At 71.0% G+C, this 15,059-nt stretch carries 11 protein-coding genes; 9 read left to right on the forward strand and 2 right to left on the reverse strand.

What is annotated here, in order from left to right; genetic code table 11:
• Positions 1 to 181 precede the first annotated feature (181 nt).
• The 4 genes from D9599_RS20235 (at position 182) to D9599_RS20250 (ending at position 6,015) form a co-directional block, all read left to right on the forward strand.
• A complete protein-coding gene (locus D9599_RS20235) occupies positions 182 to 1,306 on the forward strand; it encodes an NAD-dependent epimerase/dehydratase family protein (RefSeq protein ID WP_198383107.1) in 1,125 nt (374 codons plus the stop codon).
• A 208-nt stretch (positions 1,307 to 1,514) separates the two neighbouring features.
• Complete coding sequence (asnB, locus tag D9599_RS20240; protein WP_198383108.1) at positions 1,515 to 3,449, forward strand: asparagine synthase (glutamine-hydrolyzing); 1,935 nt, start codon at positions 1,515 to 1,517, stop codon at positions 3,447 to 3,449.
• Positions 3,446 to 4,990, forward strand: a complete 1,545-nt coding sequence (locus D9599_RS20245) for an oligosaccharide flippase family protein (protein WP_198383109.1) — start codon at positions 3,446 to 3,448, stop codon at positions 4,988 to 4,990. The genes asnB and D9599_RS20245 overlap by 4 nt, the downstream gene beginning before the upstream one ends.
• Positions 4,990 to 6,015, forward strand: coding sequence for a glycosyltransferase (locus tag D9599_RS20250; RefSeq protein WP_198383110.1), 1,026 nt, complete (start codon positions 4,990 to 4,992; stop codon positions 6,013 to 6,015). The genes D9599_RS20245 and D9599_RS20250 overlap by 1 nt, the downstream gene beginning before the upstream one ends.
• A gap of 14 nt (positions 6,016 to 6,029) precedes the next feature.
• On the opposite strand, the gene D9599_RS20255 is transcribed toward D9599_RS20250, so the two are convergent.
• Positions 6,030 to 7,112, reverse strand: coding sequence for a GNAT family N-acetyltransferase (locus tag D9599_RS20255; protein WP_198383111.1), 1,083 nt, complete (start codon positions 7,110 to 7,112; stop codon positions 6,030 to 6,032).
• An 83-nt stretch (positions 7,113 to 7,195) separates the two neighbouring features.
• On the opposite strand from D9599_RS20255, the gene D9599_RS20260 reads away from it, so the two are divergent.
• Genes D9599_RS20260 through D9599_RS20280 form a run of 5 tightly spaced genes read left to right on the forward strand, consistent with a single transcriptional unit; the run spans position 7,196 to position 13,759 of the window.
• Entirely contained in the window at positions 7,196 to 9,517 is a 2,322-nt protein-coding gene (locus D9599_RS20260) for a glycosyltransferase (protein ID WP_198383112.1), read from the forward strand.
• 37 nt (positions 9,518 to 9,554) lie between these two features.
• Entirely contained in the window at positions 9,555 to 10,289 is a 735-nt protein-coding gene (locus tag D9599_RS20265) for a YdcF family protein (protein WP_198383113.1), read from the forward strand.
• Positions 10,273 to 11,436 (forward strand): GNAT family N-acetyltransferase, encoded by a 1,164-nt coding sequence (locus D9599_RS20270; RefSeq protein WP_198383114.1) that lies wholly within the window; start codon positions 10,273 to 10,275, stop codon positions 11,434 to 11,436. Before D9599_RS20265 ends, D9599_RS20270 begins: the two co-directional genes overlap by 17 nt.
• On the forward strand, positions 11,433 to 12,608 hold the full coding sequence (locus tag D9599_RS20275; protein WP_198383115.1) for a glycosyltransferase family 4 protein: 1,176 nt from the start codon (positions 11,433 to 11,435) through the stop codon (positions 12,606 to 12,608). The genes D9599_RS20270 and D9599_RS20275 overlap by 4 nt, the downstream gene beginning before the upstream one ends.
• Before the next feature lie 8 nt (positions 12,609 to 12,616).
• A complete protein-coding gene (locus D9599_RS20280) occupies positions 12,617 to 13,759 on the forward strand; it encodes a glycosyltransferase family 4 protein (protein ID WP_309228672.1) in 1,143 nt (380 codons plus the stop codon).
• A gap of 100 nt (positions 13,760 to 13,859) precedes the next feature.
• On the opposite strand, the gene D9599_RS20285 is transcribed toward D9599_RS20280, so the two are convergent.
• A complete protein-coding gene (locus D9599_RS20285; protein ID WP_232480719.1) occupies positions 13,860 to 14,672 on the reverse strand; it encodes a PEP-CTERM sorting domain-containing protein in 813 nt (270 codons plus the stop codon).
• Positions 14,673 to 15,059 lie beyond the last annotated feature (387 nt).

Consider the following 15,059-nt stretch of genomic DNA (forward strand, 5'->3'; position numbering starts at 1 on the left):
CGCGGCTGAACGGGGAGGTCCTGAAGCCCCGCGGGTTGGTTCTTCCAGCCCGGGGTAAGGCAGGCCAGGCCGGGCGCAGGGGCGCCCGGCCTGTTACGCCTTGGTGGTCTCTGAAAACTGGCGCCGCGCCCTTCTCGGGCGCGGCGCGTTACCCTTTGCACCCTGTTGAAAGGATCCGTGCGTGGCGACCTATCTCCTGACCGGGGGCTGCGGCTTCATCGGCTCCCACCTCTCGGAGGCGTTGCTCGCCCGCGGCGACAGGGTCCGCGTGCTGGACGACCTTTCGACGGGCAAGCACGAGAACCTCCCGCAAGGCGTGTCCCTCATCGAGGCGGACGTTGCCGATGCCGCCGCCGTGCGCGCGGCGATGGAAGGCGTGGACGGGTGCTTTCACCTCGCCGCCATCGCTTCGGTCGAGCGGGGCGTACGGGAGTTGCTGAACACGCACCGCGTGAACCTCTCGGGCACGCTCGCGGTCTTCGACGCCGCCTCCCCCCGCCGCCTGCCGGTGGTCTACGCCTCCTCCGCTGCGGCCTATGGCGACGCGGGCCCGCTGCCGCTTGAGGAGACGACCTATCCGCGGCCGCTCTCGGCCTATGGCGCGGACAAGCTGGGCTGCGAGCAGCACGCGCGCGCGGCCGGCCAGGTGCACCGCCTGCCGACCTGCGGACTTCGCTTCTTCAATGTCTTCGGCCCGCGGCAGGACCCGGCTTCGCCGTATTCCGGGGTGATCTCCATCTTCTGCAACCGCCTTTCCGGTAGGGAGCCGGTGGACCTCTACGGCGACGGCGAGCAGACCCGCGACTTCATCTTCGTCGCCGACGTGGTCGCGGCGCTGCTGGCCGCGATGGACAGGGCTTCCCCCGAAGCGCCCGTGCTCAACGTCTGCACGGGCCGCCCCACCTCGGTCCGCGCCCTGGCGGAGACGATCGGCTCGATCCTCGGCATGGTGCCGGAGCTGCGCAACAAGCCGCCGCGGCTGGGCGAGATCCGCCACTCCCTGGGCAGCCGTGTGCGGGCGGTGGAGACACTTGGACTGGGCGAGCCCATCGCGCTACGAGACGGGCTTGCGGCAACGCTCGAGTGGATGCGTACCGGCGAGGTTCGGACGCCCTATTTGAGCAGCCAAGCGACGAGCCAGGTGATGGCAGCCCAGAGCAGGACGGAAGCACCGACGATGATGAGCGTGGCAAGCGGCCAGCCGAGCCGGTCGACGGACATCGCCTCCCTGCCGACGACATCGGCGGCGGACGAGACGCCCGCCACGTCCTCCTCGACAGCGACCGTTTTAGGCTTGGCTCCGTAGTGGACCTCCACCTGCGCTCTCCTTTTGGTGCCACGGCGATCGGCCCCGGCGGGATCGATTCTCAGAGGTATTCGCGGCAGTGCGCGCATCTAGGGCGGTCTGAACCGCCCTCGTCAATATTTCGCGAGCATGAACTCCGGGCCGATCCACCGGAAACCGTTTCGTTGTCGCCCCGTTACCACAGCTCGATCCATGAGGGGGTTTTCTGATGTGCGGGATCGTTGGCCTGTTCAGCCCGGGCTCGCGGGCTGTGCCCGCGGGCGCCGACTTGCGGCGCATGGCCGATGCCCTGCGCCACCGCGGCCCTGACGGCGCCGGCTACCATGAAGAGCCTGGGCTGGGCCTCGGACACCGGCGTCTGGCGATCGTGGACCTCAGCGGCGGCGCGCAGCCGATGACGACCGCCGACGGCGCGGTGGTGATCTCCTTCAACGGGGAGATCTACAATCACCTCGCGCTGCGGCGAGAACTTGAAGCCGCCGGGCACCGCTTCCGCACCCATTCCGATACCGAGGCTATCCTGCACGCCTGGACGCAGTGGGGCGTCGGCTGCCTGGACCGTCTCGCGGGGATGTTCGCCTTCGCTCTCTGGGACCGTGCGCAGGGCACGCTGCTGCTTGCGCGCGACCAACTCGGCGAGAAGCCGCTCTACTACCTGCAGCGCCCCTCCGGCGGGATGGCCTTCGCTTCCGAGCTGGGGGCGCTGCTCACGCTGCCAGACGTGCGGCGCCGCCTGGACCCCTCGGCGGTGGAGGACTTCCTGGCGCTCGGCTACGTGCCCGACCCGCACTCGATCTACCGCGACATCCTGAAGCTGCCGCCCGGGCACTTCCTGCTGCTGAACATCGATGCCCCGTCCTCGGCGCCTCTTCCTGCGCCCCGGGCCTACTGGCGCGCGCCGACCTCGGTGCGGGCTGCGCCGGAGGAGGCCGCGGCCAGCCTTGGCGAGCGGCTGCGCGGCAGTGTGCGGGACCGGCTGATGTCCGACGTGCCGCTGGGCGCCTTCCTCTCGGGCGGCGTCGATTCCGGTACGATCGTCGCGCTGGCCGCTGAGATCTCCTCCACGCCTCTCGCCACCTTCACCATGGGCTTCCCCGGGGCCAGCGACGAGCGCCCGCGCGCCGCGCAGATCGCCGAGGCCCACGGCACGCAGCACCATGCGGAGACCGGCAGCGCCGACTACATCGAGGCGGCGCGGCGGCAGGCGGCGATCTTCGGCGAGCCCTTCGGCGACCACTCGGCCGTGCCGACGCTGGCCGTCTGCGCCATGGCCCGTCGCCACGTTACCGTTGCGCTCTCGGGCGATGGCGGTGACGAGGTCTTCGCGGGATACCGGCGCTACCGCTTCCACACCCTCGCCGAGGCGGTGCGGAAGCTGCTGCCGGCCTCGCTCCGGCGCAGTGCGGTGGCAGGCCTCGCCCGTGCCTACCCGACCCTTGCCGGCGCTCCCCGCTGGCTGCGGGCAAAGAGCACGCTGACCGAGCTGAGCCTCGACAGCGCGATGGGCTACTATCGCACCGTCTGCAAGCTGCAGGACGAGCGGCGGCGCGGGCTGCTCTCGCCGTCCATGCGGAGCGCCCTCTCCGGTCACGATCCTTCCGAGCGCTTCGCCACCCTCATGGCCGAGTGCGATCCGGACGAGCCGCTGCTGCAGGCGCAGTACGCGGATATCCACACCTACCTGCCCGGTGACATTCTGACGAAGGTGGACCGCACGAGCATGGCGGTTTCGCTTGAGGTGCGCCCGCCTCTGCTCGATCCGGGCGTGGTGGATTTCGGCCTCGGCCTTCCCGCCGGGCTGAAGCTGCGCGGCGGCATCGGCAAGCAGCTTCTCCGAGAGGTGGCGGGTTCGCTCCTGCCACCAGCGGTGCTCTCGGCGCCGAAGCAGGGCTTCGCGGACCGCATTGGGGACCAGTTCCGCTCGCGAGCACCGGAGGTTCGTGCGCGCCTCGGCGGCGAGGCGATGATGGATTCAGGCCTTTTCGACCGGGCGCAGCTCATCCGCCTCGTGGACGAGCACGCGGAAGGCCGCGCCGACCACTCCCAGGCCCTGTGGCAGCTTCTTGTCTTCGAGGGCTTCCTGGCCTCCGAGACCCCGGACCTGGACGGCATCCTGCCCGAGAGGGACGTGGTTGGGGCATGAGCGGAGCGGCGTCCGGCGATGGCGGGAGCATTCTCGCTCGCACGGCGCGCGGCGCGGGCTGGGTCATCGCCTGGCGCGCGGCGACGCGGCTGCTTGGGCTTTGCAGCACGCTCATCCTCGTGCGGTTGCTGGCGCCCGCTGACTTCGGCCTCGTCTCCCTCGCGGCCGCGGTCGCGGCGACGCTCGACACTGCGCTGTCCTTCGGCGTGGAGGACCAGATCGTGCGCGCCCATTCGCCGGGGCGCGACCTCTACGACACGGCCTTCACGCTGAATTTGCTCCGCGCCGGCCTGCTCGCGCTCATCGTCGCGCTGGCCGCGGCACCTGCCGCGGGGTTCGTCCATGACCCGCGGCTGGAAGGCGTGCTCCTCGCCCTCGCGGCCTCCGCCATGATCTCGGGGCTGGAGAACGTGGGCACGGCCGATTTCCGCCGGAACCTCGACTTCGCGAAGGAATTCCGCCTGATGCTGATGCCGCGTCTGCTCGGCATCGCCGTCACCATCGGCAGCGCCTTCGTGCTGCACAGCCACTGGGCCCTGGTGGCGGGCATTCTCGTGAACCGAGCGGGCGTGATCGGCATGGGCTACGCGATGCACCCGTTCCGGCCGCGCCTTTCGCTCTCCGCCTGGCGGCAGCTGGCGGGTGTTTCGTTCTGGAGTTGGGCTCTGGGTCTCGTCACGCTGCTTCGCGACCGTTCGGACAGCCTCGTGGTCGGGCGCAGCCTCGGCACCACGGGGAATGGGTTCTACGCCGTCGGAATCGAGGTCGCGGCACTGCCGGCCACCGAGATGGTGGACCCGCTCTGCCGCGCCTGCATGCCCGGCTTCGCCGAGGCCGCCCGTAGTGACCAGGGGGCGGCCGAGTCCTACCTCCGCATCATCGCGACGATGGCACTGCTCACCCTGCCGGCGGGCATCGGCGTCTCACTAATGGCGGGGCCAGTGGTGGCGCTCGCCTTCGGACGGGAATGGCTGGCCGCAGTGCCGGTGGTGGCCATCGTCGGCGCGGCCTACTCGATCGTTCTCTTCGGCAATGTCAGCAGCGCGCTGCTGAACGCCCAGGCTTGGCTGAGCGGGATCTTTCGTCTCACCTTCGGCGCCGGTATCCTGCGCGCGCTGTTGCTCGTGCTCCTCGTGCCCCGCTTCGGCCTGACGGGCGCTGCGGTGGCATTGAGTGTATCGGTGGTGGCGGAACAGTCGGTGCTGATCCTTTGCGCGATGCACCGGCTCGGCTTGCGGGCGGCGGATTTCATCGCTGCCTCCTGGCGCCCGGCGATCGCCTGTACGGCTATGGCGGCGGTGCTCTGGGCTGGCGGTTGGGGCTGGGCGGCGGCGCCCGAGAGCGCGGGCGCCGCCGTACGGGAACTCGCCATTGGCGTGCCGCTCGGTGCAGCGGTCTATGCGGCCGTCCTTATGGGGCTGTGGTTCGCCTGCGGGGCGCCGCGCTCGGCGGAGGCGGACCTGCTGGGATTCATTGGCCGCACGGGCCGCGCCGCACTCGGGCGCATCGCGATCGGGCTACCGGCGGGGCGGGCTTCCTGATGGACTCCGTGCCGCAGCGCGACCGTGGGGGCGTCGCTATCGCCGAGCAGGACCTGGCGCCCTGGAGCATCGCCGTCTTCGCGCGCAATGAGGCGTCCTCGCTCGGGCGCTGCTTCGAGGCACTGGCCGCCGCGACCGCGGGGCTGCGCGCGGAGGTCTCGGTCGTGCTGAACGGCACGACGGACGGCTCCGACAGCGCGGCACCGGCGCTGATGCAGGCCCTGGGCCTCAAAGGGCGCGTCTGGTCGATCCTGCACGCCGACAAGTCGAACGCCATCAACCAGTACCTGCACCGCCTGCGCCCACCGGCCGGACTGCACGTCTTCGTGGATGCTTATGCGGCCGTGGCGCCCGACGCGCTGCGCCGGCTGGCCGCGCGTCTGGCGGCGGAACCGCTCGCCATGGCCGCCGCGGCCGTGCCGAGCGCCGGACGCAGCGCGGCGGCGCTGAAGGCGGACATGCTGCGCCACCCCGGCCTGCACGGCTCCCTCTTCGCGCTGCGCGATGGCTTCGTGCAGCGACTCGTCGCCGCCGGGCTGCGGCTGCCGGTCGGACTCTACCGGGGGGACGGTCTGCTTGGGTCCTTCGTCATGCACGACCTCGACGCGGCGGGCAGCCCCTGGCGCTCGCCCCTCGTCGCGGTGGTGCCAGAGGCAACCTGGACGCTGCGGCCGCTCCGGCCCTGGCACCCCGCGGACCTCCGGCGGCACTGGCGGCGGCTGGTGCAGCAGGGGCGCGGCCGGTTGGAGGGGCGCGCCATCCGCCACATGATCTATCCTGGCGCCGGTGGTCCCGGCGGCTTCGCGGCCCTGCCGGAGAATGCGGACCGCATGATCCTCGACTGGCTGTCCTCCGTACCGGACGCCGCACCGGACCCGCGGCGTGACCCCTTCGCGGCCCTGGCACTGCGGCGCCTGCGCCGTACGGTGCCGCCCGCCCCGGCCGCGCTTCAGCCGCGGCTGGTCGCGACGGTGGGGCAGGCCGGGCTGCCCGTGCCGGAAACCGCCACGGCGGTGCGGCCATGAGCGGCCGGACCGGATTATGGTGGCGGCACGCCCCTCCTCCCCAGGGCCGCCCGCGCGCGCGCTACCAGCCCGGGCAACGAGCGCGGGCGCAGGGCCTCCGCCCAGGCGAGTGTCGCGGCATCCGTGGCAAGGCTCCGCTTGTAGCGGTCGTCGCCGCCGAGAAAGTCGTAGGTGTCGTCGCCGGCCGCCAGCGCGCGCTCGATCGCGAGATGATGGCAGGTGAGGCCCGGCTTGGCCTGCGGGTCGGGCAGCGCGTAGTCGAAGCCGCTCTGATAGGCGCAGACATGGCCGCCGAGGCGGAAGTTGTAGAGGTAGCCGATCGTCCGCTCTCCGGCCGTCGCGCGCAGCAGGTCCACCTCGCCCCGGGGCACGCCGCGCGCGACCAGCGCCCGGTGGAAGCGGAGCATGAAGGGATCGGCGAAGGCGCCCCGCTGGCCGCGGGCGCGCCAGGCGGCGCCATGGAGATCCACCAGGGCGTCGAGCCAGGCCAGCGCCTCCGGAACCGTCTCCGCCCTCTCAAGGACGAGCGGGCCGGCTCCGGCGTAGCGGCGGGACGAGCGGCGGAGCTGCTGGCGGGTGTTGGCGCTGAGGGCCGAAAGGTAGCCACCTTCCGTGCCGCGGAGCGAGTCGAGGCGAACGAGGGGCGCGCGACGCTCCTGCACCCTCGCCAGGACCGCGCCCGCTTCCTCAGCGGCGAGGAGGAGGGAAGGTTTCACCCCGCTCAGCCGCAGCCCCGCGATGCCCGGTGCGGCCAGGGCGGCCCGGATCATCGCGGCCTGTGTCGCCGCGCCCTCGGCTCTGGCAAGCAGGGGGCCGTTGTGCTCCACGAAGGGCGCGTCGAGCACCTCATCCCCGGCCTCCGTCAGGGAGAGGCGGCGCAGAAGGGGGCGGCCGTGGCGGTTGAGCAGCGCGAGGCCGACGAGGCGCCCGCCCCGCTCCGCGCGCAGCAGGAAGGGGTCGGGGAAGCGCTCCTCCGCGAGGCAGCCCACCCAGGTCCAGCTGCGGAAGAAGGGGGCGGCCGCGCGCGACTCGAGCTGCCGCCAGAGGGACTCCACCCCCGCGAGGTCACCGGCCGGGGCCAGCGTGACCTCAAGCACCGAATGCGTTCCCGTCCCATCCATGGTTGCCAGCGGACCACGGCGGCGCCCCGGCGAGAAGACGTTGCGCGGAGAAATCGTCGATGAGCCGTGTGCTCCATGTCCTGAAATATTACCGCCCGGCCTTCACCGGCGAGGGCGTCTTCCTCGAGCGCTCCTCCGCGGTGATGCAGGAGGTGGCGCCGGACGTCGGGCATGACCTGCTGGTGACCCATACGCCGCGCCCGGAGGACCCGCACCAGGCCGCGGCCTGCTCCACGCTCGACCGGGTGGTCCACCTCGTCCGCGGCGAGCCCGGCACGATCCGGCGGGAGGCAGCCCTCGTCTGGTGGTTCCTGCGCAACCTCCGCCGCTACGACACGGTGCATTTCCGTACCCATGCCGACTGGTACTTCCTCAGCTACGCCATCGCGCGCCTTGCCGGCCGCCGACTCGTCCTCTCGGCCACGCTGGACGACAGCCTGCCAGTCCTCACCGGACAGTACCGCCCCTCCCTCCGGGCCCTCGCCGCGCGCGGCTTCCGGCTCTTCGACGCCTATGTTTCGATCAGCCCCAAGCTGATGAACGAGACCCTCTCATCGGGCGCCGACCCGGCGCGCTGCTTCCTCGTGCCCTGCGGCGTCACGGTGCCCGAGCAACCGCCCGGCATCGGGGTGCGCCTGCGCGAAAGCCTGGGTCTCTCGCCGGACGACCTTGTGCTGCTCTTCGTTGGCGGGCTCTGCCGGCGCAAGGACCCGATTTTCCTGATCGAGAACCTGCCCGCGGTGCTGGCGAGCGCGCCGCAGGCGAGGCTCGTGCTGCTCGGCCCGCCGCTCGAACCCGACTACGTGGAAATGTTGCACGAGAGGGTCCGCGCCCTCGGCCTGGATGGGCGCGTGATCTTCGCGGGGGAGCAGACCAACCCGCACCCCTATTTCGCCGCCGCTGACATACTCGTCTTCGCCTCCCAGATGGAAGGCTTCGGCACCGTTGTGCCAGAGGCCATGGCGCATGGCCGCGCGGTGGTGGTGCGCCGCCTACCCGGCGTAAATGACGACTTCGTGCTCGAGGGGGAGACCGGCAGCCTCTTCGACACGGCCGAGGAGTATGTGGCGGCGGTCCGCCCGCTCGCGGCGGATCCCGCGCTGCGCGGGCGGATCGGCGCGGCCGGGCGCGCGCTGGTGCGCCGGCGCTTCGGCATGCGCACGGTGGCGCGGCGTTACCTCGACATCTACGGCGTTGGCGATGCTGCCACGCCCGAGGGCCGCGCGCGGACGATCCCGGCCCGCGCCATCGACCCGGAGGTCCCGGAGAAGGAGACAGGGCTCGGCGCCACCGGCTCCGTGCTCGACACCCGCTTCCACCTTCCCATCCCCTCACCCCTCGGGGACCAGCCGCGCCTGGTGACGATGGTCGACGCGGAGGAGGCCTTCGATTGGTCGCGCCCCTTCTCGCGCGATTCTTCCGATGTCAGCTCCATGGGCGAGCAGTACCGCGCGCACCGCGTCTTCGAGCGGCACGGCGTCTCGCCGCTCTACCTCGCGGACTATCCTGTCGCGAGCCAGGATGCGGGGCGCGGGCCGCTGCGCGAGTTCCTGCGGGATGGCGCCTGCGAGGTGGGGGCGCAGATGCACCCCTGGGTGACCCCGCCTTTCGAGGAGCTGGTCTGCGACCATAATTCCTATGCCGGAAACCTGCCGCCCGCGCTGGAACTGGAGAAGGCCCGGCGGCTGACCGACATCCTGGCCGAGGCCTTCGGGGACAGGCCGCTCATCTATCGCACCGGGCGTTTCGGCGTGGGGCCGCGCACGGCGGACGTGCTGCGCCACCTTGGCTATCTCGCGGATACGAGCGTGACGCCGGGATGGCAGCCCGACCGGCGCGGCCGCTGGGGCTACTGGGACGTCTCGCCGCGCCCTTATTGGTGCGACCGGGATCGGACGCTGATGGAGATTCCCGTCACCGGCGCCCTTGTCGGCCGGCTGGCGCGGCGGCACGGCGCACAACTGGGACCGCTGGCCTTCAGCCGCGCGGCGGGCCGACTGGGCGTGACCGGGGCACTGGCCCATCTCGGCCTGCTCGAGCGCATCCGCCTGACCCCGGAGGGAATGACGCTAGAGGAGGGGAAGCGGCTCGTGCGGGCCCTGCTGGCGGATGGGCACCGCACCTTCGTCCTCACCTACCACTCCCCCTCGCTCGCGCCCGGGAACACGCCCTATGTGCGGAGCACGGCAGACCGGGACCGCTTCCTCGACTGGCTGGACGGCTTCTACACCTTCTTCCGCGAAGAGGTTGGCGGCCATCCGGTGTCCTGGCGCGAGGTTCGCGGCATCCAACCCGCCCGCACTGTTACCGCTACGGCCCATCGCGCGACGGGGGCGCAGAGCGGTGCCGAGCCGGTGCTGGAACCGCCCTCCCCCGCATGACTGCCGCGACGACGACGCGCGGAAAGACGGCCCCGCTATGACGCTGCAGGCTGTGCTGACGGCCCTCCTGCTGCCGCCGCTGCTGCTTGTGCTGCTGGGGATGGCCGGTGCTGGCCTTGCCTCCCGCGGGGTCCGGGGCGGGCTGGCGCTCGCGCTGGTCGCGGGCTTCGGGCAGTTCCTCTTCGCGACGCCCTTCGTGGCGGGAACGCTGCTCGCCTCGCTGGATCCCGCGCCGGAGGTGCCGCGCGCGGTGGCCGCCGCACCCGGGGCCATCGTCGTGCTCGGCGGCGACGCGGCGCGCAGCGGGACCGGCGGCGATGTCGGGCCGCTGACGCTCGAGCGGCTGCGCGCGGGCGCCGCGTTGCAGCGCCGGACGGGCCTGCCGCTGCTCGTCACCGGCGGGCCGAACTCGCCGGGGCTGGAGCCGCTCGCTCATTCCATGGCACGGAGCCTGCGGGAGGATTTCGGCATCCGCGCGCGCTGGATCGAGCCGGCAGCGGGAGACACGCGGGACAATGCCGTGCTGAGCAGCGCTATCCTGCGGCCGGAGGGCATCGGCACCGTATTCCTGGTGACGCATGGCTGGCATATGGGGCGGGCGGCCGCGGCCTTCCGGCGCGCGGGCCTCGCGACGATTCCCATCCCCGTGCGCATCGACCGCGCGCCAGATGGGCGGCCGACCGATTGGGTGCCGCGACCCGACCACCTCGCCGAGAGCTGGTTCGCGATCCGGGAATGGGCGGGGAGGCTTGTCTATGCTCTTCGCGATTGAGGGCGCAGGGATGCCGGCGCCTCCCCCGTTCCCGGCCAGCGATGGGCCGCCAAGGCGGTCGGCCGCGCCGGCGCTGCGCGCCCTTGCGCCCGGCGAGGCGATGCCCGCCTGGTGCGACCGCTACCTGTCCCCCGCCCGGCGGGACGCGCTTGGGGGAAGAGCCTGGTACGACACGACTCTTACCGCCGGTATGCCGGAGAGGGCGGAGCCTCTGCTTGCCCTCTGCGCCGCCGAAGCGGTGCTGATTCCGCTGATGCGTCTCGGCGGGCGGCTGCAGAGCATGACGACCCCCTACAGCCTCTCCTGGCGGCCGCTGGTGGCCGGGCTGGCGGATGACGGGACGATGCGAGCGGCGGGATGCGACCTGGGCCGGCTGCTGCGCGGCGGACCGCCAGCCGTGCTGGACTGCCTCGCGCAGGAGGAGCCGGGGCTGGAGGCCTTCATAGGCGGGTTGCGCGCTGCCGGCCTCGTGCCGCTGCGCTTCGCGCATTTCGGCAACTGGCATGAGGCCGTGACGCCGGAGGATGGCTGGGACGGCTATCTCTCGGACCGTGCCTCGGCTTTGCAGTCCACCATCCGCCGCAAGACGCCGCGCTGCCTGAAGCGCGCTCGCTTCGAGTGGATTGTGGATCCAGGCCCGCGGCTGGAGGCGGGGATTGCCGCCTACGAGGCCGTCCGGGCGCGGAGCTGGAAGCCTTTCGAGCCTTCGCCGGGATTTGACGGCGCCCTCATGCGCGCCATGGCGGCGGAGGGCACGCTGCGGCTGGGCGTGCTACGCCTGCGAGACGGGGACGTGCCCGTCGCGGCTCAGTACTGGGCCGTCTCCGGCGGCCGGGCGGTGGTGCTGAAGCTCGCGCATGACGAGGCGCAGCGCGACCTTTCGCCGGGCACGGTGCTGACCGCACTGATGATGGCCGATATCCTGGACGGGGACGGCACGGTACACGAGGTCGATTTCGGCCGCGGGGACGATCCCTACAAGCGGCTCTGGGCGGGGCAGCGGCGGCAGCGGCTTGGGCTTCTGGTGGCCGATCCCCGGCACCCGGCGGGAGTTGCGGCCATCGGGCGCCACGCAGCGGGCTTGTTGCGGCGAAGCGCGAGGCATTGGTGGAAGGCGCGGCCCTGGGGCCGGCGAAACGAGGCATGAGAATTCTGTACAGCCACCGGATCGGCTCCCGGGACGGACAGGGCGTGCACCTGGAGGAGATGGTCGCGGCCATGCGCGCGGAGGGGCATGAGGTGCGTCTCGTCGGCCCCTCCTTCTACGGCCAGGGCGGCTGGGGCGGAGAGAGCCGCGCGGTCGGCCTCGCGCGCCGCCTCCTGCCGGGTTGGGCAGCCGAGGGGGCGGAGCTGGCCTACAACCTGCCCGCCTACCGCGCCCTTGCCCGTGCCGCCGCGGAGTTCCGGCCAGACGTGATCTACGAGCGGGCAAACCTCTTCTTTCTCGCCGGCGCGATGCTCGCGCGACGGCTGCGCCTGCCCTACCTGCTGGAGGTGAACGCACCGCTGGCGGACGAGCGCGCGCGGCACGGCAACCTGCGCCTCTCCCGCCTAGCCGCCGCAGCCGAGCGCCACACCTGGCGCGCCGCCGGCCGTGTTCTGCCTGTGACCGAGGTGCTGGCCGACCGCATCGCGCGGGAAGGGGTGCCGCGGGAGCGTATCACCGTAATTCCCAACGGCATCCAGCTCGCGCACTACCCTGAGCCGGAGCCGCGTCCGGAGGGTGGGCCGCTCACCCTCGGCTTCGTCGGATTCGTGCGGGAGTGGCACGGGATGGACCGGGTGGTGGCGGCCATGGCCGCCTGGAAGGGCGAGCAGCAGCTGCGCCTTCGCGTGGTTGGCGACGGCCCCGCGCGGCCGGGACTTGAGGCGCAGGCCGCCTCGCTCGGCATTGCCGACCGCGTCTCCTTCGACGGGGTGGTGGACCACGAGGTCATCCCCGGCCTCGTCGCGGGCTTCGACATCGCGCTCCAGCCGGCAGCAGTGGCCTATGCGTCGCCGCTGAAGGTCTTCGAGTACATGGCGGCGGGGCGCGCGATCGTGGCTCCGGACCAGCCGAACCTGCGGGAGGTGCTGGAGCACGAGCGCACCGCGCTGCTCTTCGACCCTGCGGACGAGGGTGCGATGTGGGGGGCGATCGCCCGTTTGGCCGCCGATCCCGCGCTCCGCGCGCGGCTCGGTACCGCCGCGCGTGCGGAGGTGCTGCGGCGGGACCTCACCTGGACGGGCAACGCGCGCCGCGTCGTCGCCCTGGCCGAGGACCTGCGCCGGCGCGGCACCGGCACTGCGGGCCGCTTCGCTCCGGCCTCGGCCGCATGAGCGCTGCCGTGACCCTGCCGCCGGAGACGACGGCGCGCCCAGCGCCCCTGCGACAGCCGTTGCTGCTGCATGTCTTCCCGACCTTCGCCGTGGGCGGCGCGCAGGTGCGCTTCTGCGCAATCGCCAACCGCTTCGGGCCGCGCTGGCGCCACGCCATCGTCTCGCTGGACGGGCGAGCGGACAGCACGGCGCGCCTTGCCGCCGACGTGCCGTTGGAGATGGTTCCTTCACCTTCCGCAAAGGGCTCGGGCCTGCGCGGCGTGGCGCGGATCGGCGCCCTGCTGCGGGAGATGCGGCCCGACGCGCTGGTGACGAGCAATTGGGGCAGCATGGATTGGGTGATGGCCCGGCTCCTCGCCCCGGGCATCCCGCACATCCACACGGAGGACGGTTTCGGGCCGGAGGAAAGCGCGGGACAGATTCCTCGCCGGGTCCTCGCGCGTCGGCTGCTGCTGCGGCGGAGCACGGTGGTGCTGCCCTCCGAGACGCTGCTGCGTTCCGCCACCGGCATCTGGCGCCTGCCGGCACGCCGCCTGCACCACATCCCCAATGGGCTGGATCTGCGGCGCTTCCGTCCGGACGGTCCAGCTATTCTGCCACGCGTGCCCGGGGAGGGACCGCTGGTCGGGACGGTGGCGGCGCTGCGGGCGGAGAAGAACATCGCGTTGCTTCTCCGCGCCGCCGCGCTCCTGCTGCGGGAGGGCGCGCCACTGCGCCTCGCCGTTATTGGCGAAGGCGAGGAACGCCCCGCGCTGGAGGCGCTCGCCCAGGACCTGGGCATCGGCGGCTCGGTGCTCTTCACGGGCGCGATCCCTGATCCGGCGGCGGCCTATCGGGCGCTCGACGTCTTCGCCCTGTCGTCCACGACGGAGCAGATGCCTTTTTCCATCCTAGAGGCCATGGCGACGGGTCTGCCGGTCGCCTCGACGGATGTGGGGGACGTGCGGACGATGCTCGCGCCGCCGAACCGGGCACATCTTTCGCCTGCGAGGGGAACGGAAGCGGAGCTTGCGGCGGCGCTGCGCCCCTTGGTCGGTGACGCGGCGCTCCGGGAGCGGCTGGGCGCGGCCAACCGTGCAAGGGCCGAAGAGTGCTATGATGAGGAGACGATGTTCCAGGCCTATGCAAGCCTGCTGGACCCGGGCGGGTAGCTTCGCCGGCCGCACCGCACCGGTTCTTCGCGTCACACTAACAGAGTTGGCTGGCAGGGCGGTCGCGGCCGCCCTGCCTTCTGAGGATCAGCTCAAGCGGTCAGGCCGTCGGGCCTGCTCCGCGCCGCCGCCGCACGAGACCGAGGCCGAGCATCCCGAGCCCATAGAGGGCGAATGAGGCAGGCTCGGGTACCGGGGTCGGGTCGTTCCCCGGCAGAACGGAACCGAATCCATCGAGATATGCGTAACCTACGTGTCCCGTCGGCTCGCAATCTGCCGCCAGGACGGAAAGCGTGAAGGTGTGGCCAAGCAGCGAGGCATCAATGTTGATCTGCTCGATCTGCCAACTGGCAGTATAGAATAGATCCCCGATGCTGCTGAACCTCGCATCGACACCGCCGCCGGTGGCACCGGCGTCGTAGGTGCGTGTCACCAGGTCGGTTCCCGTGGTGTCGTCGCGCAAGGTAATCCTGAGCAGGGCGGATTCGGGCGCCGTGTGTCCGCCGTTTTCCAGCACCGCTTTCCACGCGAAGAAGATAGTCGGGTCGGTGTAGCCGACGACGGTTTGGCTGATGGCCGAGGCATAACCGCCAGAACTGGTGTTCTCCACCCGATAGGCATAGTTCCCGCTGTAGACCGTGGAGCCGAGTGCGGCCCCGACATTCGGATCCACATAGCTCGAGTTAATCACGGCTGAGCGGACGCCAGTGTCCTGGTTCAGACTCCCACCGGGTAGCACGGCCGACGGAGTCAGAGAGGGATTGGAGGTGTTCCCACGATAACCGCCGCCGGTAATCCACCCGGAGGTGTTGCCGTCCTCGAACGAGCCGTTAACAAAACCCGCAGCAAAGGCACTGGGAGCGGAAAGCGCCAGCGCCGTAAGGCCTAAAAGGACGTGTCTCATCTTTACCATACGCTACCTCCTGATTTTTTTGCATGCACCGGACGGCGCACGCCGCGAGAGGTTTGCGAGTGGCATGCCACACAACTGAAGTTTTTCGAAATCAACGCGTAAACCAAAACGAGGTCGATACGTAACGGTTTCCTGTAAAAGCACGCGACGATAAAATTATTTAGCTATGTTATAATTCCGTAGGTTAGACCGCCGGGTCAAGAAAATGTTCCTTAAACGCCTGCGGTGTGTCCCGATGTTTCTGTATGTATCAGGGCCATGCACAAGCCAAGCGTGTGCTTCTCATGGAATGAAATCACAGAACACAACCACTACGAGCGTAAAAATGTCCGACGATCATCCTGTTGGCGCCTATCCGCACCAGCCCGCGGTATTACGCCAGCGCCG

Source organism: Roseomonas sp. KE2513 (assembly GCF_016107305.1).
Classification (GTDB): Bacteria; Pseudomonadota; Alphaproteobacteria; order Acetobacterales; family Acetobacteraceae; genus Roseomonas.

Bases quoted from the DNA above. Each gene is read 5' to 3' on its own strand.
- D9599_RS20285 (WP_232480719.1), bottom strand. From the start codon at position 14,672: ATGGTAAAGATGAGACACGTCCTTTTAGGCCTTACGGCGCTGGCGCTT.
- D9599_RS20260 (WP_198383112.1), top strand. From the start codon at position 7,196: ATGAGCCGTGTGCTCCATGTCCTGAAATATTACCGCCCGGCCTTCACC.
- asnB (WP_198383108.1), top strand. From the start codon at position 1,515: ATGTGCGGGATCGTTGGCCTGTTCAGCCCGGGCTCGCGGGCTGTGCCC.
- D9599_RS20270 (WP_198383114.1), top strand. From the start codon at position 10,273: ATGCTCTTCGCGATTGAGGGCGCAGGGATGCCGGCGCCTCCCCCGTTC.
- D9599_RS20275 (WP_198383115.1), top strand. From the start codon at position 11,433: ATGAGAATTCTGTACAGCCACCGGATCGGCTCCCGGGACGGACAGGGC.
- D9599_RS20245 (WP_198383109.1), top strand. From the start codon at position 3,446: ATGAGCGGAGCGGCGTCCGGCGATGGCGGGAGCATTCTCGCTCGCACG.
- D9599_RS20250 (WP_198383110.1), top strand. From the start codon at position 4,990: ATGGACTCCGTGCCGCAGCGCGACCGTGGGGGCGTCGCTATCGCCGAG.
- D9599_RS20265 (WP_198383113.1), top strand. From the start codon at position 9,555: ATGACGCTGCAGGCTGTGCTGACGGCCCTCCTGCTGCCGCCGCTGCTG.